The sequence below is a fragment of the Thioalkalivibrio sp. K90mix genome (genome assembly GCF_000025545.1).
Lineage (GTDB): Bacteria > Pseudomonadota > Gammaproteobacteria > Ectothiorhodospirales > Ectothiorhodospiraceae > Thioalkalivibrio.
Genome location: NC_013889.1, coordinates 304492 through 330011, shown reverse-complemented (window position 1 = coordinate 330011; position 25520 = coordinate 304492). Strand labels below are relative to the sequence as shown.

The 25520-nt window shown below is 65.9% G+C and carries 18 protein-coding genes; 7 read left to right on the top strand and 11 right to left on the bottom strand.

The annotated features are described in order from the left end of the window. Positions 1–11 precede the first annotated feature (11 nt). Positions 12–677 carry a serine/threonine protein phosphatase gene (locus TK90_RS01500; RefSeq protein ID WP_244406384.1) on the bottom strand — a complete coding sequence of 222 codons (666 nt, stop codon included), beginning with the start codon at positions 675–677 and terminating at the stop codon, positions 12–14. A 480-nt stretch (positions 678–1157) separates the two neighbouring features. Between TK90_RS01500 and TK90_RS01495 the strand changes: the two genes are divergently transcribed. Both TK90_RS01495 and TK90_RS01490 read left to right on the top strand, forming a co-directional pair. After that, a complete protein-coding gene (locus tag TK90_RS01495) occupies positions 1158–2126 on the top strand; it encodes a lysophospholipid acyltransferase family protein (protein WP_012981722.1) in 969 nt (322 codons plus the stop codon). Between the two features lie 7 nt (positions 2127–2133). Further along, the gene (locus TK90_RS01490; RefSeq protein ID WP_012981721.1) at positions 2134–3258 is read left to right on the top strand and encodes a glycosyltransferase family 9 protein; all 1125 of its coding nucleotides are present in this window, start codon (positions 2134–2136) and stop codon (positions 3256–3258) included. Here the strand turns inward: TK90_RS01490 and TK90_RS01485 are convergent. The 7 genes from TK90_RS01485 to glnE all read right to left on the bottom strand — a co-directional run bounded on the left by TK90_RS01485 (position 3225) and on the right by glnE (position 11850). Beyond that, positions 3225–3971, bottom strand: coding sequence for a 3-deoxy-D-manno-octulosonic acid kinase (locus tag TK90_RS01485; protein WP_041444132.1), 747 nt, complete (start codon positions 3969–3971; stop codon positions 3225–3227). The genes TK90_RS01490 and TK90_RS01485 overlap by 34 nt on opposite strands. A gap of 2 nt (positions 3972–3973) precedes the next feature. Next, positions 3974–4894, bottom strand: a complete 921-nt coding sequence (locus TK90_RS01480; protein ID WP_012981719.1) for a Kdo hydroxylase family protein — start codon at positions 4892–4894, stop codon at positions 3974–3976. A 15-nt stretch (positions 4895–4909) separates the two neighbouring features. Beyond that, positions 4910–5863, bottom strand: a complete 954-nt coding sequence (rfaD, locus tag TK90_RS01475) for an ADP-glyceromanno-heptose 6-epimerase (protein WP_012981718.1) — start codon at positions 5861–5863, stop codon at positions 4910–4912. 88 nt (positions 5864–5951) lie between these two features. Further along, positions 5952–7385: a bifunctional D-glycero-beta-D-manno-heptose-7-phosphate kinase/D-glycero-beta-D-manno-heptose 1-phosphate adenylyltransferase HldE gene (gene hldE / locus TK90_RS01470; RefSeq protein ID WP_012981717.1), complete on the bottom strand. Its 1434-nt coding sequence runs from the start codon at positions 7383–7385 to the stop codon at positions 5952–5954. A gap of 76 nt (positions 7386–7461) precedes the next feature. Beyond that, positions 7462–7686: a zinc-finger domain-containing protein gene (locus tag TK90_RS01465; RefSeq protein ID WP_012981716.1), complete on the bottom strand. Its 225-nt coding sequence runs from the start codon at positions 7684–7686 to the stop codon at positions 7462–7464. A 302-nt stretch (positions 7687–7988) separates the two neighbouring features. Continuing rightward, positions 7989–8909, bottom strand: coding sequence for a branched-chain amino acid transaminase (locus TK90_RS01460; protein ID WP_012981715.1), 921 nt, complete (start codon positions 8907–8909; stop codon positions 7989–7991). A 13-nt stretch (positions 8910–8922) separates the two neighbouring features. Next, on the bottom strand, positions 8923–11850 hold the full coding sequence (glnE, locus tag TK90_RS01455) for a bifunctional [glutamate--ammonia ligase]-adenylyl-L-tyrosine phosphorylase/[glutamate--ammonia-ligase] adenylyltransferase (RefSeq protein WP_012981714.1): 2928 nt from the start codon (positions 11848–11850) through the stop codon (positions 8923–8925). Between the two features lie 138 nt (positions 11851–11988). Between glnE and TK90_RS01450 the strand changes: the two genes are divergently transcribed. The 5 genes from TK90_RS01450 to TK90_RS01430 all read left to right on the top strand — a co-directional run bounded on the left by TK90_RS01450 (position 11989) and on the right by TK90_RS01430 (position 22071). Further along, complete coding sequence (locus TK90_RS01450) at positions 11989–13026, top strand: Fe(3+) ABC transporter substrate-binding protein (protein ID WP_012981713.1); 1038 nt, start codon at positions 11989–11991, stop codon at positions 13024–13026. Between the two features lie 127 nt (positions 13027–13153). Then, the gene (locus TK90_RS01445; RefSeq protein ID WP_012981712.1) at positions 13154–14923 is read left to right on the top strand and encodes an iron ABC transporter permease; all 1770 of its coding nucleotides are present in this window, start codon (positions 13154–13156) and stop codon (positions 14921–14923) included. A 1-nt stretch (position 14924) separates the two neighbouring features. After that, positions 14925–16040: an ABC transporter ATP-binding protein gene (locus tag TK90_RS01440; RefSeq protein ID WP_012981711.1), complete on the top strand. Its 1116-nt coding sequence runs from the start codon at positions 14925–14927 to the stop codon at positions 16038–16040. Between the two features lie 95 nt (positions 16041–16135). After that, positions 16136–17926, top strand: coding sequence for an autotransporter assembly complex family protein (locus TK90_RS01435; RefSeq protein WP_012981710.1), 1791 nt, complete (start codon positions 16136–16138; stop codon positions 17924–17926). Next, the gene (locus TK90_RS01430; protein WP_012981709.1) at positions 17923–22071 is read left to right on the top strand and encodes a translocation/assembly module TamB domain-containing protein; all 4149 of its coding nucleotides are present in this window, start codon (positions 17923–17925) and stop codon (positions 22069–22071) included. The genes TK90_RS01435 and TK90_RS01430 overlap by 4 nt, the downstream gene beginning before the upstream one ends. A gap of 31 nt (positions 22072–22102) precedes the next feature. On the opposite strand, the gene TK90_RS01425 is transcribed toward TK90_RS01430, so the two are convergent. The 3 genes from TK90_RS01425 to groL form a co-directional block, all read right to left on the bottom strand. After that, a complete protein-coding gene (locus TK90_RS01425) occupies positions 22103–22603 on the bottom strand; it encodes a thioredoxin fold domain-containing protein (protein WP_012981708.1) in 501 nt (166 codons plus the stop codon). 189 nt (positions 22604–22792) lie between these two features. After that, positions 22793–23434, bottom strand: coding sequence for an OmpA family protein (locus tag TK90_RS01420; protein WP_012981707.1), 642 nt, complete (start codon positions 23432–23434; stop codon positions 22793–22795). Between the two features lie 412 nt (positions 23435–23846). Next, positions 23847–25505, bottom strand: a complete 1659-nt coding sequence (gene groL, locus TK90_RS01415; RefSeq protein WP_012981706.1) for a chaperonin GroEL — start codon at positions 25503–25505, stop codon at positions 23847–23849. Between the last annotated feature and the right edge of the window lie 15 nt (positions 25506–25520).

Here is a 25520-nt window from a genome sequence, read left to right as displayed (position 1 = left end):
GAGACTGGACACTAAACCCCACCCTGCGGAACAACCTCGGCCAGAACCGCTGACGTCACGAACAGACGCCGCGCATCCTTGCTGACCGGGCGGGCAAACCAGCCACCCCAGGTCTCCAGTGCCCCCAGCACGCGCCGGCCCCGTTCCAGATATTCAAGCGCCGCGGGCTCCGGGGCTCGCACATCAAGATAAGCCCGAACCATCCGCCCACACAGGGCGCGCATGGCAGCCTCGGAATACCCCTTGAGGGCCGTGGTGGAATGGATCAGAAGATAGAGATCCACGACCTGACGCGCCGCCAGGGGCATCAGCCGATCCAGAGGCTCCTCGAAGTCGATGCGCACAAGGTCCCGCTCCCCATTGGCAAGGAGATGATTGCGCAGCTGCGCACCTCCGTGCCAAAGACCCCGGCCGTGAAACCGGGCCAGATCCTGCGCGACCCAGCATAACAGTGCAGCCTGGGCCTCCCGCGTCTTGTCGCGCAGCACGCGCCCCAGGGGTTGCCCGCCTTCGGCCAGCACCAGGTACCCGGGTTGCAAGCTGACCACGGCCGGCACGGCCTCGCCGGCCTCGCGAAGTGCCCGCAGACGAGCCGCCTCGTACTCGATCTGTTCTTGTCCACCCAGCATCAACGGGGACAGAGACGGCCATTCGCCAAGCATCAGCCGGGCCAGCATCCTCCCACCCAGGGCCCGAATACGACTTCTCCCGGGCACGGCCTTTTTGGCAAACCACTGCTGGCCGTCTTCCCGTACACGAAAGGCCCGCCCGCGCGCCGCGGCGGCGGCGGCCTCAAGGGCAGCCTTCGTCGGTGATGGAAATTCTGTCGAGACTGAGTTCATCGTCAACCGATCCGCAAAAACTTTCCTGATGAGCAATGGCGTTCAGCCAGCTGCCGGGTCGCAGGATGGGATGAGCGCAGCGAATCCCATCAAGGGACTGGCACGACGCGGGAAATGGTGCGTTTCGCTGCGCTCAACCGCACCCTACCGCGGCGGCGGGAGCCGATCCTTGGGAGAACATTCCCATAAATTGGCTGAAGCTCGTTGCCAATCGGGAAAACTTTTGCAGTCTACCTGGCACAAGCCGGCCTCGTATCCGGGCCGTTCAAACGAGCCTGATATAATCGCGCGTTTGGAACGCCGCGACACCTACCCATGCCAAAGCCGAAAAGCGCGCATCCGGCACACCCGTCCAACTGGGGCTACAGCCTCGGCATCGGCTTGCTTTGGCTGCTGGGCCAGATGCCGCCGAGACTGGTCCTGCGTCTGGGCGAAGCACTGGGTCCGGTGAGCTATGCCCTCGCTCGCCAGCGCCGCCTGATCATCCGGCGCAACCTCGAATTGTGCTTCCCGGAACAATCGAAACTGGAACGGGAGGCCCTGGTTCGCGAAAACTTCCGCCACACCACACGGGGTTTCATGGAGCTGGCCCTGTCATGGTTTGGCGGGCGGGCGGTCGACCGGCTGCCCCTGCAAGTCGAGGGCCTGGAACACCTGGAAGCCGAACGCCGCGCAGGCAACCCCGTGATCCTGCTATCCGGACACTTCACGTCCGTGGAGATCAGCGGACGGCTGCTGCGGCAGCTCTCCGAGATGGCGGTCATCTACAAACCCATGGACAAGCATCCGCTGGCCGACGCAACCATGCGCCACGGGCGCGAGCGGGCGATCGGTCCCGTGCTCTCCAAGGACGATCTTCGCGGTATCGTGCGAACGCTACGCAAGGGGCTGCCTGTCTGGTACGCAGGCGACCAGAACTACCGTAGCCAACAGAAGGTGTTTGTCCCGTTCTTCGGCACCCCCGCTGCCACCGTAACGGGTCTCTCCCGCCTGGCGCGGATGGCGCGCGCCCGCGTGATACCGATCTTCTACTATAAACTGGATGACGGCCCCGGTTACCGGGTTGTTTTTCACCCCCCGCTGCGCGGCTTTCCCTCTGGTGACGACACCGCCGACGCCGCCACCATGAACCGCATCATCGAGGAAGCAGTCCGCGAGGCCCCCGGGCAGTACTTCTGGGCTCACCGCCGTTTCAAGGATCAACCGGACACGACCGCGGACATGTATCCCGGCGTCAAGGATCACCGCCGCGACCGGCGCCAGCGCCGCCAGGGCTCGAGTTGATCCGGCAATGCGCCCTCGACTTCCCCTGAACGAACCGCCGGCATCGTTGTGCATCCTCCGCTTTTCCGCGCTGGGCGACGTCACCCACATGACACCGGTAGTGCGCACACTCCAGCGCGAGTGGCCACAGACCCGTCTGACCTGGGTCGTCGGCAAGGCCGAACGCGCCCTGGTCGGCGACATCCCGGGCGTGGAATTCGTCATCTTCGACAAGACCGCCGGCTGGGCCGGCTACCGCGCACTGTGGCAACAATTGAAAGGGCGGCGCTTCGACGTGCTGCTGCACAATCAGTTCGCCCTGCGCGCCAATATCGCCAGCCTGGGTATCCGCGCAGGCCTGCGCCTGGGGTATGACCGTGCCCGCTCGCGCGATCTGCACGGCCTGTTCATCAACGCGCGCATCCCCCCGCACCCCGGGCAGCACGTAATCGACATCTACTTCAGCTTCATCGAGACGCTGGGGATCCGGCGCCGGCACATGGTCTGGGACATCCCTGTACCCGACAACGCCGCGGAGAGGGCCCGCGACGAGATCCCGGATGGCACCCCGACGCTGGTGATCAGCCCCTGTTCCAGCCACCACCTGCGCAACTGGACCGCCGAGGGCTGCGCACAGGTCGCCGACCACGCAGCGCGGGAACATGGCCTCCAGGTCCTGATCACCGGAGGCCCCTCCGCGCTGGAGCGCGAGATGGGCGAGGCCGTGGCAAGACAAAGCCAGCTCGCCCACCGAAACCTGGTCGGGGCGACCTCCATCAAGGAAATGCTGGCGATTCTCGGACGTGCAACCGCTGTGGTCAGCCCGGACTCGGGTCCGGCACACATGGCCAATGCGATGGGTACGCCGGTCATCGGGCTGTACGCCTGCACCAATCCCGGCCGTGCACGCCCCTACTACAGCGGTCAGTGGTGCGTGGATCGCTACGACGAAGCCGCCCGCCGCGAGCTGAGAAAGCCGGCAAGCGAGATTCGCTGGGGAACCAAGATCGAGCGCCCCGGCGTAATGGAACTGATCCGCCCGGAGGACGTAATTGAGCGGCTGGATGCCTTGATGGCCGCCGGGGCCCCGCGCGCCCTGCCGCCGGCGGAGACGACCGTTCACCCCTCGCCAGAGATTGCCCCCGCCTCGTAGCCTGCGCGCAACCGATCAAAACATACGTCGGTATACACCCAGCGGTCGCGAATCCGCAGGCGTTTGTCCAGATCCCGCCGCAGCCGCTGAAGGTTGGCCTCCCGCCAGTCGCCATCCGTGCCTGCACGATGCCGTCCACGGTCCCAGTCGATGATGGAGACCGCGCCATCCGGGGCGATCAGGATATTGCGGCTGTTCAGATCCGGATGCCAGTGTCCGGCATCGTGGAAACGCCGAATGCATCCACCGATCGCCCGCCAGGTAGCATCCGAAACCCCGGCCTCGCCAAGGTTCTCGTCCAATGAACGCGCCCCAGGCACCCGCACCGTAATCAGATCGGCGGCGTACAGCGGACCAGTCCTTACCACTCGACCGGCCACCGGGCGGGGCACGGGCAGCCCTTCCTCGAACAGTCGCGCGGTGTAGGACCACTCGCGCCAGGGCCGCGTGTCGTCGACCCCCTGCCACAAGTAGCGATCACCGAGGATGCGCGCGATGGTGCCGCCACGCATGTAGTGGCGCAGCACCCATTCGTCGTCGCTTTCGAGCGGACTGTGGAAGAACACCACGCTGCCGCGCCCGCCCCCGCGCCCGGTCACCAGGCCACGGCGTTCCAGCGCGTCAAAATCGAACCACCAGGGTTCCGGTGAAGCGGGGAGCGCGGCATCAAAGAGCACCCGAATGCGTCCGCGACGCCAGTGGCGGGCCTCCACGCTCAGGCGGCCCGGCCGGCGGCCTCCAGCACCCCCCAGGGGGAACGCTCGGGCATATGGCAGGCCTCGGGACGCACGTAGAAGGTCGCCACCAGCGCGTGCTGGCCGGCAAGCGCGGCATGGCTGACCTGGTCGGTCAGCACACACCAACTGTGGTAGGGCTCGAAGGCCAGCTCGGTCCCGCGCCCGGGGGCATTCTGGAAATCGTCGCTGTCCTTCATCCAGTTGTGCATGCGCCGCATCGCGCGATCATAGGGCGAGGTGTCGCCGACCACTTCCAGTTGCGGAAGATTCAGGGCGGACAACGCCCGGAGGCTGCCGGTCCAGGCGCGCTCCGCCAGCCCCTGACGCAGGCGCGGTGGCGGGGCGATGCCGGCCGCGGCGCCAAATTGACGATAGAGTTCGCCGAACTCCTCGGCCACCCGCCAGATGCGCGCCTCCTCGGGGTTGATGTTGGTAAAAAAGCGCAGCGGCCGCCAGCCGTGGGTGGCCCCGGCCGGAAACGCGTCCACATGCAGCAGTTCGTTGTTGGAATGCCGCTTGATTACCCGGCCCTTCTCCTGCACCGGACGGAAGTTGACCTTGCGCGGGCTCCAGCCACTGGTAAACCCCGGCAGCAAATGCCCCAGAAAGCCCTCCACGCGCTGGCCATACTCGCTCAGGATCCGGCGCACGCGCTCACCGGCGTCGCCCTCGTTCTTCAGGCCGCTGATAAAGTCGCCATGCGGGTGATAGCTGATGTTCTTCAGACTGAGCAGCCGACCGACCTCGTCACGCAGAAAGACCAGATCCTCCTCATCCGGCAGCGGAAGCCGCCCCGGTTCGAACAGCAACACGCGCCCTTCCTCCAGCGACCGCTCCAGGCGATCACCGGGGCTTTCGTACTCATCCGCGCGAACGCGATGCAGGGGCTGGTCACTCATGCTGCTTCTCCGGGGTCAGTCGGCCTGATCAACCGCGACCGCATCGAGGTAGGCGCGCACACCGTCCTCGATATCGTGAAATTCCAGGTCACAGCCGGCCGCGCGCAGCTGTGACAGATCCGCCTGGGTATAGCTCTGGTAACGGCCCTTCAGGTGGTCCGGGAACGGGATGTACTCGATCTCGCCGCGACCGAACCAGTCGATCGTCGCCCGGGCCATGTCGTTGAAGGTCCGTGCGCGCCCGGTCCCGCAGTTATAGATGCCATTCACCTCGGGATGTTCCAGCAGCCAAAGCTTCAGATTTACGCAATCGCGAACATCGACGAAGTCGCGGCGCTGTTCGCCATCGGCGTAGCCGTCACAGCCCTCGAAGAGCCTTACCGTGTCCCCTTCGCGTAGCTGGTTACTGAAGTGATGGATCACGCTGGCCATCCCGCCCTTGTAACCCTCGCGCGGGCCGTAGACGTTGAAGTAGCGAAGTCCCACGACCTGCGCGGTGAGCGCATCCATATGCCGGCGCAGATACTGGTCGAACGCGAGCTTGGAGTAGCCGTAGGCGTTCAAAGGACGCTCGTGGGCCGGCTCCTCGCGAAAGGTGTCGTTGCCGCCATACACCGCCGCCGAAGAGGCGTAAATGAACGGGATGCGACGATCCTGGCACCAGTGGAACAGCTCACGGGTGTAGGCGAAGTTGTTACGCATGATGTAGCGCCCGTCCCATTCCGTGGTTGCCGAGCAGGCGCCCATGTGGAATACCGCCTCCACCGGCCCCAGATGAGCATCGGCCTCGATCAGGTCGCGGAAGTCTTCCTTGTCATGATAGTCGGCGATGATGCAGTCGGTCAGGTTCAGCGCCTTCTGGCCGTGGGTCAGGTTGTCGACCACGACAATGTCGGTGCGACCACGACGATTGAGTTCCTTGACCAGGTTGCTGCCGATAAATCCGGCACCGCCGGTAACGATGATCACGGGGACGACTCCTGAAAAAGCTGGGGTTGCGCCGCATTGTACGCGGCGCACGAAAGGCGGGGAAAGCGACGTGCAGGGTGGCGGTGCGTCAGGAGCCCGCGGGCTTGCGCATGCGTTCGATCATCGACGAGGTCGAACAGCCATCGAGGAAGTCGAGGATCTCCACGCGTCCGCCATGGGCAACCACCGCGTCGTGCCCGGCGATGTCCTGCGGACGATAGTCACCACCCTTGACCAGCCGGTCGGGCAGGACCTCGCCGATCAGCCGCGCCGGGGTATCCTCGGAAAACGGCACGACCCAGTCCACCGAGGCGAGCCCGGCCAGCACCGCCATGCGTTGTTCGACCGGATTCACGGGACGCCCTTCCCCCTTCAGCCGGCGTACCGAGTCATCGTCGTTGACCGCCACGATCAGGCGATCACCCAGGCTGCGCGCCCGTTCCAGATAGGCCACATGCCCGGCATGCAGAAGATCAAAGCAGCCGTTGGTCATCACGATACGCTCGCCATGCACCCGGGCATCCGCCACCGCATGCAGCAGCTCGTCCTCGGTCAACACGCCGCGCCCGGTCTGCTCCTGATCCTGCAGGGCTCGGCGCAGCTCTGCCACGCTGACCGTCGCGGTACCCAACTTGGCCACCACGATACCGGCCGCGATATTGGCCAGGGCCATTGCCTGAGGCAGTTCCAGCCCGGTCGCGAGCCCGGCCGCCAAGGTGGCAATCACGGTGTCGCCGGCACCGGTCACATCGAAGACCTCGCGCGCCCGAGCCCCCAGATGCACCGGGGCGTGGCCCGGACGAATCAGGCTCATGCCATCCTCGCCGCGCGTCACCAGCAACCCGTCGATCCCGCAATCTCGGGCCAGCGCCTCGCCACGTGCGACCAGATCGGCCTCGTCAGCACAGCGCCCGACCACGGCCTCGAACTCGGTCAGGTTCGGAGTAATCAGTGTCGCCCCACGATAGAGGGAAAAATCGCGCCCCTTGGGGTCCACCAGTACGGGCACACCGGCGGCGCGCGCAACCTCGATCAAGGGTTGGGGTTCGCGCAGAGCGCCCTTGGCATAGTCCGACAGGACCACGGCACCTGCGCCCGTCAGCAACGGCTCCATCTGCGGCAGCAGGTCGGAGGCGCGAATCCCCGGAAAGCCGTCCTCGAAATCGAGACGGATCAGTTGCTGATGGCGGCTGATCACGCGCAGCTTGGTGATGGTGGCCGCGCCCGGCTGGCGGCGGAAGTGGCAGGCGACGCCCGCCCCTTCGAGCAGACCGGCCAGTTCGGAGGCAGCCTCATCCTCGCCGGTGATGCCGACGAGATCCGCGTGGCCGCCGAGGGCGGCAAGGTTCAGGGCGACGTTGCCGGCCCCGCCCGGGCGCTGCTCGATCTCGCGCACATGGACCACCGGGACCGGGGCCTCGGGCGAGATGCGGTCGGTGCCACCGTGCCAGTAGCGATCCAGCATCAGATCGCCGATCACCAGCACACGGGCCTGATCGAACGGGGGCAAGGAAAGTTTCATCGGATGCGTGCGCGGGAACGCCCGGGGCGGGCGCGCTGCGCTCCGGCACAGGTACCGGGGCGCGGGTCCCCGGTGATCAGGCGTCGCCCTTCAGGATGAATTGGGTACCGCAGTACGGGCACTGGAAGCGGCCGTCCGGGGTCTCGTCGATCGGCAGGAAGACGCGCGGATGCGAGGCCCACAGCGCCATCTTCGGCGTCGGGCAGTGCAGCGGCAGATCTTTCTTGGTGACCGTGATCTCCGGCTGCGCGTTCGCGGTCTCGTACTGGTCCTGGTGATGGGCGGTATCGGGATTGACCATGGTTTTCGTCTCGCGTGTTGGGGAAACACTGATTAATGCACGCGCTCGCGCTCGAGTCGCTTTTGCGTGCGAACAAGGCGCGGTGACTGCCGTGCAGTCATTCTGCACAAGGGAACCGCAACGCCGTTCCCGCGCAAAAGCGGCCGAGCCCCGTCTTTCAATAGCTTGTGGGGGTTGGCACCCCAGGTTCCCCGATCCTGCGTTGCGCCGCTTGCGGGTAGAACCACTACCCGCTGCACGACGCGCCTTGTCTCGGAAAACCTGGGGTGCCAACGCGAGCGTGTGCATTAATCAGTGTTTCCCTAGAGGTAGGTCAGCCAGCCGTCGTGCTGACGGTCGCGGCCCTGTACGACATCAAAATAGCGCGATTGCAGGCGTTCGGTAATCGGCCCGCGGGTCCCGGAGCCGATCGGGCGGTCGTCGACCTCGCGGATCGGTGTCACCTCGGCGGCGGTGCCGGTAAAGAAGGCCTCGTCGGCGATGTAGACCTCGTCGCGGGTGATGCGCTTCTCCACCACGCGCAGGCCTTCCTCCTCGGCCAGGGTGATCACCGTGCGGCGGGTGATGCCGTCCAGCGCGGAGGTCAGGTCCGGGGTGAGCAGCACGCCATCGCGCACCAGGAAGATGTTCTCGCCACTGCCTTCGGCCACGTAGCCCTCGGTATCCAGCAGCATGGCCTCGTCGTAGCCGCAGCGGGTCGCCTCCTGCAGGGCCATCATCGAGTTCATGTAGTTGCCGTTGGCCTTGGCCTTGCACATGGTCACGTTCACGTGGTGCCGGCTGTAGGACGAGGTGCGGATGCGGATGCCCTTCTCCATACCCTCGTCGCCCAGATAGCTGCCCCAGTGCCAGGCCGCAACCATCGCGTGAACCTTCAGGTTGTCCGCGCGCAGGCCCATGCCCTCGGAGCCGAGGAAGCACATCGGGCGCAGGTAGGCGCTCTCGAGGCCATTGTCGCGCACCGAAGCGACCTGTGCGTCGTTCAGCTCGTCGGCCGAATACGGGATGGTCATGCCGAGGATCTTGGCGGAGTTGAACAGGCGTCGGGTGTGGTCCTGCAGCCTGAAGATCGCCGGACCGCGCCCGGTCTTGTAGGCACGCACGCCCTCGAACACGCCCATGCCGTAATGCAGGGTGTGGGTCAGTACGTGGGTCTGCGCCTCGCGCCAGGGCACCATCTGCCCGTCCAGCCAGATCACCCCGTCGCGGTCGGCCATCGACATGTCGTGTATCCCTCTAGGCGTTCTTGTTGGCGACCGAATCCGGCGCGCCGAACAGGTCATTCCAGGTTTCGATTACGCGGTCGCGCACCGCCAGCAACTCTTCGTCCGGCTCCTCGACCCGGGCGTCCCGGCCCGCCAGCGTCAGGCGGTGGATGCGGTTGCGCAAATCCCGATAGGCATCCGCCAGCGCCTCGCTCAGATCCTCGCTGATCACGCCCTCGCAGCCCAAGGCGTCCAGCGTGCGAATCTTGTCCGGCCAGTCGCAGACGGCGGGATGGTCGTGGGCGGATACCAAAACCCAGTATTGAACCATGAATTCGATATCAGTGATACCGCCCCGGTCGCGCTTGAGATGGAAGCCCTGGCCCTTTTTCGAAGCATGCTCGGCCAGCATGCGCTGGCGCATCTCGATCACCTCGGTCCGCAGGGCAACAGCATCTCGTTCGCGGGTCAGCACCTCGCGACGCAGGGCATCGAACTCCTTGCCCAGCTCGGCGTCGCCAGCGACAAAGCGTGCCCGCACCAGCGCCTGATGCTCCCAGGTCCAGGCGGACTCATCCTGATAACGGCGAAAGGCCTGCAGCCCGCTGACCAGCAAACCGGAGGTTCCACTGGGCCGCAGGCGGGTGTCCACTTCATACAGTCTTCCGGCCGGAGTAAATGCCCCCAGAAGGTGCACAATCCGCTGCGCGACACGGGCAAAGAACTCCGCATTATCGATGGCTTTAGGCCCAACGGTTTGGGCCTCTTCGCCCTCGGAGTCATGCAGGAACACCACGTCCAGATCTGAGCCGTAGCCGAGCTCGAAACCACCCAGCTTGCCGTAGCCGATCACCGCAAAGCGCGCCGGACGCAGATCGTCACCCTCGCCACAGCGCGGCTCGCCGTGACGCTCGACCAGCTTGTCCCAGGCCAACTGGAGCACTCGTTCGAGCATCACCTCCGCCAGCCAGGTCAGGTGATCGGAGACCTTCATCAACGGTAAAAACCCCATGATGTCGGCCGCCGCCACACGCAGTGTCTGCACCTGCTTGAACTGACGCAGGCGATCCAGCATCTGCTCGTGATCCTCGCCCGGGAACTGCGCGAGTTCCGCCTCCAGCTCCTCGCGCAGCCCGTCCCGGTCCGGCGGGGCGTACAGGGCACGCGGGTCCAGCAACTCGTCCAGCAGCACGGGAAAACGCGTCAGCTGTTCGCTGATCCAGGGGCTGGCCGCGACCAGCTTGACCAGCTGCGACAGCGCCAGCGGGTTCTCGACCAGCAGCGACAGATATACCGAGCGTCGGGCGATCGTGCGCACCATCTGCAGCGCACGGGGCAGCACCGTATCCGGGGCGTCCAGCTCGGCCAGGGCCCCGACGAGCAACGGCATCAGCCGATCCAGGCGTTGACGTCCAGTGGTGCTCATCGCACGTACGCCGGGACTCTCGCGCAAGGCCACCAGTCCTTCCAGGGCTGCCCCGGAATCGTCGAAGCCGAGGGAGGAAAGAACCTCCCGCGCCACGTCGTCGTCCAGCGAGCCCTGCCACAGGCGATGCAGCTGCTGCTCGCGATCCGCCTCGGGCGAGCTGTCCATGGTTTCGGCGTCGTCGCGTTGCGGGGCGGTAAACACCTGCTCGAAGTGCGCATGCACCCGACGCTGCTCGCGCACCAGCGCCGCCTCGAATGTCACCTCGCTGTCGAATCCCAGCGACAGGGCCAGGCGAGTCCGGTCGCCGGCAGAGCGCGGCAGACGGTGGGTCTGCTGATCGTTGAGCATCTGCAAGCGATTCTCGACCCGACGCAGAAAGCGATAACTGCGCTCCAGCTGGTCGACCGCGTAGCCCGGCAGCAGTTCGCGCGCACGCAGCACTTCCATCACACCCAGCAGATCCCGGCGCTGCAGGGCCTGGTCGCGCCCACCGCGAATCAGCTGGAACGACTGGGCAATGAACTCGATCTCGCGGATGCCGCCCTCGCCATGCTTCACGTCCTCGTAGCGCCCGCGCCGCGCGGATTCGTCGTTGATCATCTGCTTGAGCTCGCGCAGGTTCGCGAGCGTGCCGTAGTCCAGATAACGGCGGTAGATGAACGGACGCAGGCGTTTCATCAGAGCATCCCCCGCAGCCGCGTCCCCCGCCAGCGGGCGTGCCTTGATCAGGGCGTAGCGTTCCCATTCGCGGCCATGCGCCTGGTAGTAGTCCTCCATCGCGTCGAAATGCATCACGAGCGGGCCCGAGTCGCCGAACGGCCGCAGACGCATGTCGACGCGATAGCAGAAGCCGTCCGCCGTCACCTCGGATAGCGCTGCGATCAGGGCACGCCCCAGCTTCTGAAAATAGGCGCCGTTATCCAGCACCCGTTCGCCATCGGTCTCGCCGGATTCGGCGTAGGCAAAGATCAGATCGATATCGGAGGAGAAATTGAGCTCGCCACCGCCGAGTTTTCCCAGACCCAGCACGACGAGCGACTGCGCTGCGCCATCGCCCCCCCGCGGCTGCCCGTGACGGCGCTGGTAGTGTCGGTCGAGCCACCCCAGCGCCCCCCGAATCAGGCCCTGAGCGAGTCGGCTGAGGTCGTGCATCACCTCGTCCAGGCCCGCACGCCCCTCCAGGTCCCGCCAGCCGATGCGGATCATCTCGCGATGGCGGATCTCGCGCAGTGCCCGTTTCAACTGCCCTTCGCTGTCAACGTCTTCCAGCGCGGTGCGAAGCATCGCGGCAAACGCGTCGTCATCCCGCTCGGGCACCCGCCCCTCGTCATCCAGACTGTCGAGCAGATAGTCCGGATGCCGCCGCACCATCTGGGCAAGGTAGTGGCTGAAGGCCAGCGGAGTGGCCGCCTGGCCCGACAGGCTACCGGGCCAGGCGGCCTTTTCGCCAAGATCTTGCAACAGATGCCCGACTTCCTCTTCCAGGAAGGGGGGCAAGGCTTCGGGGGTCTCGGGCAGGGGCTTGTCCATGGGCCAAGCTTAGGGAAACGCTGATCAATTTACACGGCGCGACTCAAAACCCGAACCGGCCGCAGAAAATCGTTGACAAGGATGAGAACACAAATAACAATCGTTCTCGTCCAATTCACAATCGATGGAAGATTCAGCATGTCGTTTCGCCCCCTTTCCTGGCTGGTGATGGCCGCCGCGGCCGTGGCCGTCTCCATGCCCCTGGTCGGCTGCAGCCCGGCTGACGAAGACGAAGTCAATCTCTACTCGGCGCGGCAGGAGAACCTGATCCAGCCCCTGCTCGAGCAATTCACCGAGGAGACCGGCATCAAGGTCAACCTGGTCACCGGCAGTGCCGACAGCCTGCTGCAGCGCCTGCGTCACGAGGGGCGCAATTCGCCCGCGGACGTGCTGATCACCGTGGACGCCGGCCGCCTGCACCACGCCCAGCAGGCGGGTGTGCTGCAGGCTGTGGAATCCGACACGCTGAACGAGAACATCCCAGAGCGCTATCGCGACCCCGAAGGCGAGTGGTACGGCCTGTCGCTGCGCGCGCGCCCAATCCTCTATCACAAGGACCGGGTCGATCCGGATGACCTGTCCACCTACGAGGCCCTGACCGACGAGCAATGGGAAGGCCGCATCTGCATCCGCTCGTCCGACAACGTCTACAACCAGTCGCTGGTGGCCGCGATGATCGCGACCGAGGGCGCGGAGGCTGCCGAGGCCTGGGCCGAGGGCATCGTGAACAACATGGCGCGCCGGCCGCAGGGCGGCGACCGCGACCAGATTCGCGCAGTGGCCGACGGGGTTTGTGATGTTGCGATCGCCAACACCTACTACCTGGGGCTGATGCTCGACGGCGACGGCAGCGACCGCGATGTCGCCGAACAGATCGGCGTCTTCTGGCCCAACCAGGACGACCGCGGTACACACGTGAACATTAGTGGTGCGGGCGTGACGGCGCATGCCCCGAACCGCGACAACGCCATCCGCCTGATCGAGTACCTCACCTCGCAGGAGGCGCAAGAGTGGTACGCCGAGGCCAACCAGGAATATCCGATCCGGGATGATGTGCCGGCCAGCGAGATCCTGCAGGGCTTTGGCGAGTTCAAGTCCGACGACATCGAGCTGCACCTGCTGGGCGACAACAACAGCGAGGCAGTGCGAATCATGGACCGCGTACGCTGGCGCTGATGCCCTTCGGGCCCACGCGTTTCGCAAGCCCCCGGCTCCGCCCGGGGGCTTGCTGTTTCTGCGAAGCCTTTAATGGGGGAGCGGTCTTGGTGGTATTCGAAACAAGAACCTTTATTATTCGCACTCCATGAGCGCCCAGCCCTCCAACCCAGCCCTGCCCGCTACGCGAACCATTTCTTGGGGCAGACCGCGACTATCGTTCAGTCTGTGGTCGGTCGTGGCGATCACGGTGGCGCTGGTGCTCGCGCTCCCGGTGCTCGTGATCTTCGGGCATGTATTCATCCCGGCAGGCGAGGTCTGGGAACACCTGCGCCAGACGGTACTGGCCGATTACGTCACCAACTCCCTGGCGCTGGTGGTCGGCGTCGGCATTGGGGTGCTGCTGATCGGGGTTCCGGTCGCCTGGCTGGTCAGCATGTGCGAGTTTCCCGGACGCGGGATCTTCCAGTGGGCGCTGATGCTGCCGCTGGCGATGCCGGCCTACATCATTGCCTACACCTATACCGGCATGCTGGACTTCTCCGGGCCAGTGCAGAGCCTGATTCGTGACCTGACCGGGCTGGGCTACGGGGAGTACTTCTTTCCCGAGATCCGCTCGCTGGGCGGGGCGATGGTCATGCTGATGCTGGTGCTCTACCCGTATGTGTACCTGCTCAGCCGCGCGGCGTTTCTGGAGCAGTCGGTCTGCGTGCTGGAAGTCTCGCGCACGCTGGGTCAGGGTCCTTTCGGCGGGTTTCGCCGCGTGGCCCTGCCACTGGCCCGCCCAGCGATCATCGCCGGGCTGACCCTTGCGCTGATGGAAGTGCTCGCGGACTACGGCACGGTCGCCTACTTCGGCATCAGCACCTTTACCACCGGCGTGTTCCGCACCTGGTACGGGCTGGGCGACCCGGCCGCCGCCGCGCAGCTCTCGGCGGTGCTGCTGACCTTCGTGTTCATACTCATCGTGCTGGAGCGCTGGTCGCGCGCGAAGGCCCGCTTCCATCACACCAGCCGCCGCTATTCCACCCTGCCGCGCTATCGCCTGCAGGGCTGGAAGGCCGCGGCGGCGTTCACCGCCTGCCTGCTGCCGGTGGTACTCGGCTTCCTGCTGCCCGCCGCGCAACTTTCGATCTGGGCGGCACAAACCACCGACCACTGGATGAACGCCCGCTTTGCCGAGCTGGTGTTCAACACCTTCTGGCTGGCGGTCGCCGCGGCCGTGATCGCCGTGGTTCTGGCCCTGGTACTGGCCTATGCCAAGCGCATGCAGGGCGGCCCGTTCACCAACCTCGCCGTACGCGTGGCGGGCATGGGCTACGCGATCCCCGGCACGGTGATCGCGATTGGGGTGATGATCCCGTTCGCCGCCTTCGACAACGCCCTGGACGGCTTCATGCGCGACACCTTCGGGCTGTCGACCGGGCTGCTGCTGTCCGGCACCGTGTTCGCCCTGCTGTTCGCCTACGCGGTGCGCTTTCTCGCGGTCTCGCTGCAGACGGTGGAGGCAGGCCTGGGCAAGATCCAGCCGAGCATGGACGACGCCGCCCGTTCGCTGGGCATGCGACCGCTGCAGACCCTGACCCGCGTGCACCTGCCGATCATGCGCGGCACGCTACTGACGGCGCTCTTGCTGGTCTTTGTCGATGTGCTCAAGGAGCTGCCCGCGACACTGATTCTGCGCCCGTTCGACTTCAACACCCTCGCCGTGCGCGCCTTCGAGCTGGCCGGGGACGAGCGGCTGGCCGAATCCTCCAGTGCCGCACTGGCCATCGTGCTGGTCGGACTGGTTCCCGTTATCCTTCTGTCAATGACCATCGGCCGCTCGCGGCCTGGTCAGGGTGCACCCAACCAGCGCCCGGACGCCGAGGCCGATGCGCCGCAAAAACCGCTTCCCATGCCTGCCGGTACGACCTGACATGACACAAGCCGCCACCTCCAACGCCGCCATCCAGGTCGCCCACACGCCGCTGCTGGAACTCGACGATATCGACATCGGCTACGACGGCAAGGCCGTGGTGCACGGAGTCTCGCTGGCCCTGCCCGAGGGGCAGATCGGCTGCCTGCTGGGCCCCTCCGGCTGCGGCAAGACCACCCTGCTGCGCGCGATTGCGGGCTTCGAACCGGTGATGCGCGGGGCCATCCATCTGGGCGGACGCGCCGTCAGCGAGCCCGGGCATACGGTGCCCCCTGAGCGCCGCGGCGTCGGCATGGTCTTTCAGGATTTCGCGCTGTTTCCACACCTGAGTGTCGCTGACAACATCGCCTTCGGCATTCGCGACTGGAGCCGCGATGCGCGCGCCGATCGCGTGCAGACGCTGCTGAAACTCGTGGGCCTGCCCGGGTACGGCGAGGCTTATCCGCACGCCCTGTCCGGCGGCCAGCAGCAGCGCATCGCGCTGGCACGCGCCCTGGCGCCGAAACCCGCGCTCCTGCTGCTGGACGAACCTTTCTCCAGCATGGACGTAGAGCTGCGCGGTGACCTGGCCCGCGAGGTGCGCCGCATCCTGCGCGCGGAGCACACCACCGCGATCCTGGTGACCCACGACCAGCACGAGGCATTCGCCTTTGCCGACCGCATCGCGGTCATCAACCAGGGGCGCATTGCCCAGTGGGATACCGCCTACAACCTGTATCACCGCCCCGCGGACCGCTTTGTCGCCAATTTCGTCGGGGAAGGCACGTTGATCCCCGGCATGGTCTGCACCGAAGATCGCGTGGACACCGCCTTTGGCGAGCTCCAGGGTTCGATGTCCGAACATCTCCCGCCCGGCACCGCAGTGGACGTGCTGGTACGCCCCGACGATATCGCCATCGACAACGAACAGGGTACGGTGCAAACCGAGATCCTCGACAAGGCCTTCCGCGGGGCCGACTTTCTCTACACCCTGAAGTTACCCGACGGGATCAGCGTGCTGTGCATGGCACCCAGTCACGACAACTTCGTGATCGGCGAGCATGTGCGCCTGCGCCTGGACTTCACCCATCTGGTGGTGTTCTCGCGCGGGAGCGGAGTGGACTGCCCGAGCGTCTAGTTCTCACCCTGCCGGGGAACTCGTACCCGCGTACGGGACACTGATAGGGACGCGCTCTTTGCCGAATCCACGCGGGTAGCCGGTATCATCGTTTCATGACCCTTTTCTCTCGCCCGCATCCGTTTTCCCTGTCGCATGCGCACGCGGTTCGGCAGGTGAGATGGATCGGGATCCTCCTGGTGCTGCTGGCGTTTCCCCTGGCGGCCGACGAGGACGATGGCCCGGTACCGGGTCTGGTGCTGGAAGGCGGCACGGAGTTCCAGCGCGAGAACATTCGCAACAGCCTCAACCTGGCGCGTCAGCCCTGCGACCTGCCCGGCTTTCGCGAGCGCCGCCTGCTGCGCGATACAAAGGAGCGTGCCCGCAATGCCCTGCGCGCCGTCGGCCATTACGACGCGGAACTGGACCTGAGTCTGGAACACGACGACGACGGCTGCTGGGACCTGCACCTGACGTTCGACCCCGGCCCTCCGACCACAGTGGAAACCATCGACATCCAGGTCACTGGCGAGGGGGTCGGCGATCTGGCGTTCGAGGCCGTGCTCAGCCAGACCGACATCCAGGAAGGTGATGTCCTGCGTCATGACCGCTACGACACCCTGCGCAATCGCATGACACGGATTGCGGCGGATCGCGGTTATTTCGACGCGGACCTGCACACCCGCCGCCTGGAGGTCGACCGCGAGAACCGCACCGCGACCATCCGGCTGCACATGGATACGGGGGATCGCTACCGCATCGGCCGGGTCACGCTGGACCAGGACATCCTGGCGCCGGAGTTCGTCGAACGCATGATCCCGTTCGAGGAAGGCGATCCCTACAGCTCCTCGCAGATCATCGCGCTGCAGCGAAACCTGAATGACTCGGGGTACTTTTCCGGCGTACGGGTACGCCCCCTGCGCGACCAGGCGGAGGACCGACACGTCCCGATCGTGGCCGAGTTCGAACCCCGTCGGCGGCACAGCTACGAGGCCGGCATCGGCTACTCCACCGACATTGGCCCGCGCCTGCGCTTTCGTTTCGAGAATCGCTACGCCAACCAGCTCGGCCATCGCTATCACGCAGAGCTGGAGGCCTCGCCGGTGCGCTCCGGTGTGGGCTTCAACTACGCGATACCGCTGCGCGACCCGCTGCGCGAGCAGCTGAACCTGTTCACAACCTACCGCACCGAGGACACCGATACCCAGCAGTCCGACCGCTTCCAGGTCGGGGCCAACCGCGTGCTGCAGCGAACCGGCGGCTGGCAGACCACTGAGGGCCTGCGCTACGAGTACGAGGACTACACCGTCGGCGAGGAAACGGACCGCAGTCGTCTGCTGATCCCTTCCTACCGAATCGGCCGCATGGAGGCGGACGACCCGATGACCCCGCGTCGCGGCTACCGCTTCGACATCACCGTGCAGGGGGCCCAGGAAGAACTGCTGTCCAGCACCTCGTTCGCGCAGGTACTGGCCAGTGGGAAGTTCGTACGTGCCATCGGCCCGGGACGGGTCCTGGCCCGCGCCGATGCCGGATTCACCGAGGTGGATTCGGTCCGCGACCTGCCCAGCTCCCTGCGCTTCTTCGCCGGCGGGGACGCCAGCATCCGCGGCTACGGCTACCAGAAGGTCGGCCCGACCAACGAGGACGGCGACGTGATCGGCGGACGCCACAAGGTGGTCGGCAGCCTGGAGTACGACATCCCGGTACGCGGCAACTGGAGCGCCGCCGCGTTCGTGGACGCCGGCAACGTCGTCAACGAATGGACCGAGTTCGACCCGGTCTACGGTGTCGGCATGGGCGTGCGATGGCGCTCGCCGGTGGGACCGATCCGCGTCGACATCGCCCACGGTCCGGACTCCGATGACGACTTTCGCATCCACTTCTCCATGGGACCGGACCTGTGAGGCGCCTGGGCAAGGCACTGCTGTGGCTGATCGGCGGGGTCCTGCTGCTCCTGGTCCTCGCAGTGGGGTCCGTGGTCGCGCTGCTGGCCTCCGAGAATGGCACGCGCTGGCTGGCCGAGCAGGCCGAGCGACACGCCCCGGTGGATCTGCGCATCGAGCGCGTCGAGGGCACGCTGTTCACCGAACTCGCAATCCACGGCCTCTACCTGTCGCTGCCGGACGGCCCTCACATCGAACTGGACGAGGGCCTCCTGAGCATCGACGCCCGCGCGGGCCTGCGCGGCGAGCTGAGGATCCCGGTCGTTCACGCGACCGGGCTGCTGATCGACCTGCCGCCCGAGGCGATCGATGACGACGAGGAGCCATTCGAACTGCCCGATGCGATCCGCCTCCCGCTGGCCGTACAACTGGAGGATGTCCTGCTGAGCGACCTGCGGGTGTACCGCGAAGGCACGCCCCTCGTCGCCATCACGCAGATCGCGGCCCGGGCCCGCGCCAGTGGCGCCCTGATCGAACTCCAGCAACTCGACCTGGACATGCCGGAGATCCAGGCGCAACTGCAGGCGCGGGTCGAGACCGAAGGCGACTACGCGGTGACCGCCCAGGGCACCTGGACCGCGCCCCTTCCGGACGCGGTGGCCGAAGGCCTCGATACCAGTGAGGCACAGGGACGGCTGGACCTGGACGGACACCTGCGAGAGCGCCTGCGGCTGCATCATGCCCTGAGCGCCGGAGTGGATCTGACCCTGCAGGCCGAGGTGGTCAATGCGCTGGGGGACCCGCGCTTCGACGTCGAGGCCACCTGGACCCCATTCGCCTACCGGATCGCCCCGGACCGGACCGCGCATGTCGCCACGGGACGGCTCCATGCCTCCGGCGAGCCCGGCGACTGGTCGCTGGGCCTGGATGGCGGCGCCCGGCTGGACGAACTGCCCGCAATCGAACTCGTGCTACAAGCCCATGGCGATTTGTCCATGGCCGAGATCGAGACACTGAGGCTGGATTCCGGGGCTGGCCGGCTGACGCTCGCCGGACCCGTCCGTTTCGACGAGGCCCTCGACTGGGACCTGCAACTGGCGCTCGACGACCTCGACCCCACCCCCCTGGGTCTGGAAATGGACGCCGGCCTGGAACGCCTGCGGGCCAACCTGCAGGGCCGCCTCCCGCTGGATACCGAACAAACACCACTCGCGGCCCTGGAAGCCGCGATCGACATCCACGAACTGCGAGGCTATTTCGAGGACCATGTCCTGACCGGGCAGCTGGGCCTGACACTCGCGGACGGGACGGCTCGCCTGCGCGAGAGCCAACTCAACGTCGACGAAGACGCCCTGACGGCTACCCTCAGCGGTCAGGCCGCGGGGCTGGGCGGGGACCTGGCTGATCCGGAGCACGCGCTGGATCTCGAAATGGATCTGGCACTGACCGCACCGGATCTTGCTCGCCTGCAGGAGGAGCTGGAAGGCCACCTGGAGCAGCTGCGCATTGCCGTATCCGGTCGCTATACCCCCGCCTCGGGACAGCTCCAGGCCCAATTGCACCTGGACCCCCTGCGGGCCGAAAGTCATGGCATTGGCGTGACCGGCGACGGGCGCGTGGACCTGACCGAGACCGGCGCCCGGATCGATCGCCTGCGCCTGGCGATGGACGACGGCGGGCGCCTGGATCTGGCAGGGGATGTGGGCTGGGCCGAGGGTCTCGACTGGGACCTCGCGCTGCAGGCCGAGGCGCTGGACCCGGCCATCATCACGCCCGAGGCGCCGGGCCGCCTCGACCTGACACTCACCACCCGCGGCCGGCAGGCCGAGGATGGCGTACTGCATCTGCAAGCTGAACTGGAACGCCTGACCGGCACCCTGCGCGAGCAGCCGGTCGAAGGGCACGGCCGGGCCGAGCTGGAAGGCGATGCCCTGACCGTCGAACAGCTGGAGCTGGCACTCGGCGCCAACACCCTGAGCGCACAGGGCCGCTGGACCGAGGTACTGGATTTCCGCCTGCGGGTAGACGCCCCGGAACTGCACCAGCTATGGCCCGACCTTGCGGGACAACTGAACCTGGACGCGCACGTCACCGGATCGCCCGAGGCGCCACAGGTAGCGGCCGAGGGCGACGGTGCCGGGCTCCGACTGGGAAACATTGCGCTGGCACGGGTTCAGCTGAGTGCCGAGGCCGGGCTCGCAGAAGATGCCCCCGCCCGGCTGGACCTGCGGCTGGAGGACCTGGAGCCGGCCACCGGGATCCACCTGGCCAGCGTGCGCCTCGGCGCCACGGGGACCATCGATGATCATCGCCTGGATCTGGACGTAGACGGTCAGGAACTGGGGACACTGGCACTGGCGCTGACGGGAGGCTTCGACCTCGAGACTACGCACTGGAGCGGTCGACTAACCCGCCTGGATATGACGCAACCCCAGGCGGGCGACTGGTCGTTGCCCGCCCCGGTCGCCCTGGAAGGCGGCCCGGAGTCCGCACGCCTCGAGCGCCTGTGCCTGACGCGGGAAGGCGGGCGCATCTGCGCAGAAGGTCGCTGGCAGGAGGCGACGGGCGGAGACTTCAGTGCACTACTGGAGGACCTGGAGCTTGGCTGGCTGGAGCCTCTGTTGCCGCCTGAACTGGGCATCGAGGGGCAAATCAATGCCGAGGCCAGTGGCCGCCTGGATGGCGAGGGGCGTATCGACGCGGACCTGGCCGTGCGCCCGACGGATGGGCGTCTGATGGTGCGCGACGAGGATGGGGAGCTGCAGGATGTGCCCTATCGCGACGCCTACCTCGATGCGCGCGTACGCGACCGCGACGTGGATGTCGGTTTTCGGCTCGGTTTTCTCGATGGCGGTATTGCACGCGCGACCCTCGAACTGCGCCCCGACGGCGACGATATGCGCATCGATGGCGACCTCGAGGCCCGCCTCGATGATCTCTCCTGGATTGCGGCGGCAAGCCCCGACATCCAGCGCCTTCGCGGCGTGCTCGATGCCCGGCTGACCTTCGGCGGACGCCTGGACGCCCCGCTGGTCGAGGGCGCTGTGCGCTTCACCGACGGGGGCGTGCTGATCCCGGATGCCGGGATCGACATCCTGATCCCCGAGGTCACCGCCAATGTCGTCTCCGCCGAGGAAATGACCCTGGACGGGCGACTGGAATCAGGCGATGGTGCCATCGACCTCGCGGGTCGCGTAGACCTGGGGGACGATGGGCCGCGTGCCGAGATGCAACTGCGTGGAGAAGACTTCCTCGCCGTGAGTCGAGTGGACGCCGAGGCGACGATCACCCCGGACCTGGAACTGGTGTTCACCCCCGAGGACGGCATCCGCGTTCGCGGGGAGGTGTTGCTGCCCTGGGCCCGGATCCGCCCACCGGACCTGCCCCCGGGTGCGATCCGGGTCTCCGGAGACGAGATCATCCTGGGTGAGGAACTGGAAGAGGCACAGGCGCTGAAGACGGACATCCGCATCCGCATCCGGCTGGGTGACGACGTGCGCTTTGACGGCCATGGGCTTACCGCCCGCTTTGCCGGCGAGGTCGATGTCGAGGAGATCGCCGGGCGCCCGACCCAGCTGTTCGGGGAGATCCGCATCCCCGAGGGCCGCTTCAATGCCTACGGCCAGGATCTGCGGGTCGACCGGGGCATCCTGCTGTTCCAGGGGCCCGCGGAAACACCGGAACTGGACCTGCGCGCCGTGCGCACGGTACGCGAGTACAACGTGACGGTCGGGCTCGAGATCGGCGGGACCCCGGACAACCTGCGCTCAAGGGTCTTCTCGGAACCCGCGATGGACGAGACAGAGGCCATGGCCTTCCTACTGACCGGACGACCGCTGTCGGGGGCTTCGGAGTCGGACGGCAACATGATCGCCTCGGCAGCCGCCGCCTACGGACTGGAGCAAAGCGCGCTGATCACCCAGCGGATCGGGACGGAGCTGGGGCTGGACGAGGTCACAATTGATACCGAAGGCGGCATCGAGGAGAGCGCCCTGACCCTGGGGCTGTATCTGTCCCCACGCCTGCTGCTGCGCTACTCGGTGGGCCTGTTCGACAACACCTCGAGGGTGTTGCTGAGCTATGAGCTCAGCCGGCGGCTGACGCTGGAGACCTCCTCCGGCACCACCGAGCAGACCGTGGACCTGATCTACCGGATCGAACGCTGACCAGCGCTGGAGTAGCGAGGTCAACGCCTTGCTAGCTTGATCCCCCGTTGTGGCGGATGGCCTGCTGGATGCGCTGACGAATCTGGCTGCGGTAGAGCTGCTCGTTGGGGATACCGACGAGCGGCTCGCCCACCGGATTGCCCTCGGCGTCAAAGGCCATGATGGTCGGGACCACACGCGCCCCGTAGGCACGGCCCAGTTCATGGCCGCGGCGCACCTGGCCGTCGAAGTCGCGCACCTCTTCACGGTCGAGGATGACCTTTCGGATATGGATACCCTCGTAGCTCGCGTCCTCGCTCATCGGACCCAGGTGCTGGTGTTCCGCCCGGTCACAGTAGGGGCAACTGGTCGAGGCAAACATGATCAGGGTCGGCTTGCCGTCCCCATTCTGCGCCAGAGACTGCAGATCCGTGGCCCGCTCGATCCCGTGCGCGGAGGCGGCGCCAGACAGCAACATGCCGCCGAGCACCAGGACGACCGTCAGGCCGGCCAGCCGGATGCCCTTGCGCAGCTTGAACGTATGCAGATTCATGATTGGTACGGTCCTCCGGTTTTGGACTCAGTCTAGGACGAGAGGCTTAACCGAAGCTTAACGACCCCCGCGCCACCACCACACGACCAGTGCTCCACTGCCCTTCATAAAAAAGGCCCCGCCGAAGCGGGGCCTGATTCCCGGGCCATCGGACGGACCGATGGCCGGATACCGACAGGTATGGAGACCTTAGTCGGCGCGCTGACGCACGTCGGAGGTCACTTCCACGCGACGGTTGGCCTCGCGGCCTTCGCGGGTGGAGTTGTCGGCGGTCGGGCGGTCCTCACCGTAACCCACGGTGCGGATGTCGTCTTCACGCACACCTTCGCTGGCCAGGAAGTCGGCCACGGACTGGGCGCGACGCTCGGACAGGCCCTGGTTGTAGTCGGCCGGGCCGATGGTGCAGGTGTGACCTTCGACCAGCACCGAGCTGTACTCGACGTCATCGGCGGTCAGGCTGCGGGCCAGTTCGCGCAGGGCATCGCGGCCTTCCGGACGCAGATCGGCACTGTCGAAGTCGAACAGGGCCTGCGCACTCAGCGTGGTGGTTTCAAACTCGGGCTCGGGCTCGGGCTCGGGCTCGGGGGCCGGATCCGGCTCGGGGGCCTCTGCGGTTTCCTGGATGTAACCGGCGCACTCGGAATGACGCACGTTTTCCGGTGCCCAGGAGCGGGTACGCACGCACTCGCCGGAGCGGTCCATCACGACATTGCCGCTACGGTCGGTGACGTTGGCCGCCGGCGGCTCCTGAGCCACTGCCTGGCTCGCGGTACCGATCAGCAGCGTGGCCACGGACGCGGCCAGAATATTCTTAACCAGCTTGTGATTCATGTTCATAGCCTCCTTGTAAAAACAAACGACGACTGATCAGAGACAAGCGCGTTGCCGAACGGTTGACTCCCGACCGGAATCTGGAGCAGCGAGCGCCAAGCCCTCTACAGCAGCTTGATAGTGGCACATGCTTTCCGGTTTTGCACGCATTCCAGTCAAGAATTGTATCGGCATCACAACGTTGTCACATTAAGGAAACACCTGTCTGCGATCAGGCGACTCCCTTCTTCTGTCTGGCCAGGGCAACTACCTGCCCATAAAAACGCCAACCTCACCAAGAACCTTGTTCCCTTAAGGACACACAGATTACTTGTGGGTTCCGGTGCACAAGAACAGCCTGGCGCGCCCCAGACAAAAAGACCCCGCCGCAGCGGGGTCTCCTGTTGCTTGGCGTAACAAAAGGCCGAGCGGCTTACATCATGCCGCCCATGCCTCCCATACCGCCCATACCACCCATGTCGTCCATGCCGCCGCCGGCACCGCCGTCGTCCTTCTTCGGCAGCTCGGCCACCATGGCCTCGGTGGTGATCAGCAGGGCGGCCACGGACGCGGCGTTCTGCAGCGCGGAACGGGTCACCTTGGTCGGATCCAGGATCCCCATCTCGATCATGTCGCCGAACTCGCCGGACGCGGCGTTGTAGCCGTAGTTGCCCTTGCCTTCCAGGACCTTGTTCAGGATCACGGAAGGCTCTTCGCCGGTGTTGTAGACGATCTGGCGCAGCGGCTCTTCCATCGCGCGACGAGCGATGTTCACGCCGGCGGTCTGCTCGTCGTTCTCACCCTTGAGCTTGGCGATCGCCGCGCAGGCACGCAGCAGGGCCACGCCACCGCCAGGGACCACGCCTTCCTCGACGGCCGCACGCGTGGCGTGCAGAGCATCCTCGACGCGGGCCTTCTTCTCCTTCATCTCGACCTCGGTGGCGGCACCGACCTTGATCACCGCAACACCGCCGGCCAGCTTGGCCACGCGTTCCTGCAGCTTTTCCTTGTCGTAGTCGGAGGTCGCTTCCTCGATCTGGGTACGGATCTGGTCGACGCGGGCCTTGATGTCCTTGTTCTGACCCATGCCATCGATGATCGTGGTGTTTTCCTTGGTCACCTGCACCTTCTTGGCACGACCCAGGTCTTCCACCGTGGTCTTCTCCAGCGACAGACCGACCTCTTCGGAGATCACCTGGCCGCCGGTCAGCACCGCGATATCCTGCAGCATGGCCTTGCGGCGGTCGCCAAAGCCCGGGGCCTTAACGGCGGCCACCTTCACGATGCCGCGCATGGAGTTCACCACCAGCGTGGCCAGGGCCTCGCCCTCGATGTCCTCGGCGATAATCAGCAGCGGCTTGTTGGACTTGGCCACGCCTTCCAGGATCGGCAGCAGATCACGGATGTTCGAGATCTTCTTGTCGAACAGGAGGATGTAGGCGTCGTCCAGCTCGGCGCTCATGTTCTGCTGGTTGTTGATGAAGTACGGCGACAGGTAGCCGCGGTCGAACTGCATGCCTTCCACGACATCCAGCTCGTTTTCCAGCGAGGAACCTTCCTCGACGGTAATCACGCCTTCCTTGCCGACCTTGTCCATCGCATCGGCGATGATCTCGCCGATCGCCGTATCGGAGTTCGCGGAGATCGAGCCCACCTGGGCGATCGCCTTGTGCTCGGTGCACGGCTTGGACAGCTTCTTCAGCTCTTCGGTCGCGGACTTCACGGCCTTGTCGATACCACGCTTCAGGTCCATCGGGTTCATGCCGGCGGTGACCGCCTTCATGCCTTCGCGGACGATGGACTGGGCCAGCACGGTTGCGGTGGTGGTGCCGTCACCGGCGGCGTCGGAGGTCTGCGAGGAGACTTCCTTGACCAGCTGGGCGCCCATGTTCTCGAACTTGTCATCCAGTTCGATCTCCTTGGCCACGGACACACCGTCCTTGGTCACGGTCGGGGCGCCGAAGGCCTTGTCCAGGACCACGTTGCGGCCCTTCGGACCGAGGGTGACCTTCACGGCGTTGGCCAGAGTGTTCACGCCCTTGGCCATGCGGGTGCGGGCGTCGTTACCAAAACGGACTTCTTTAGCACTCATGTCTCGTTCTACTCC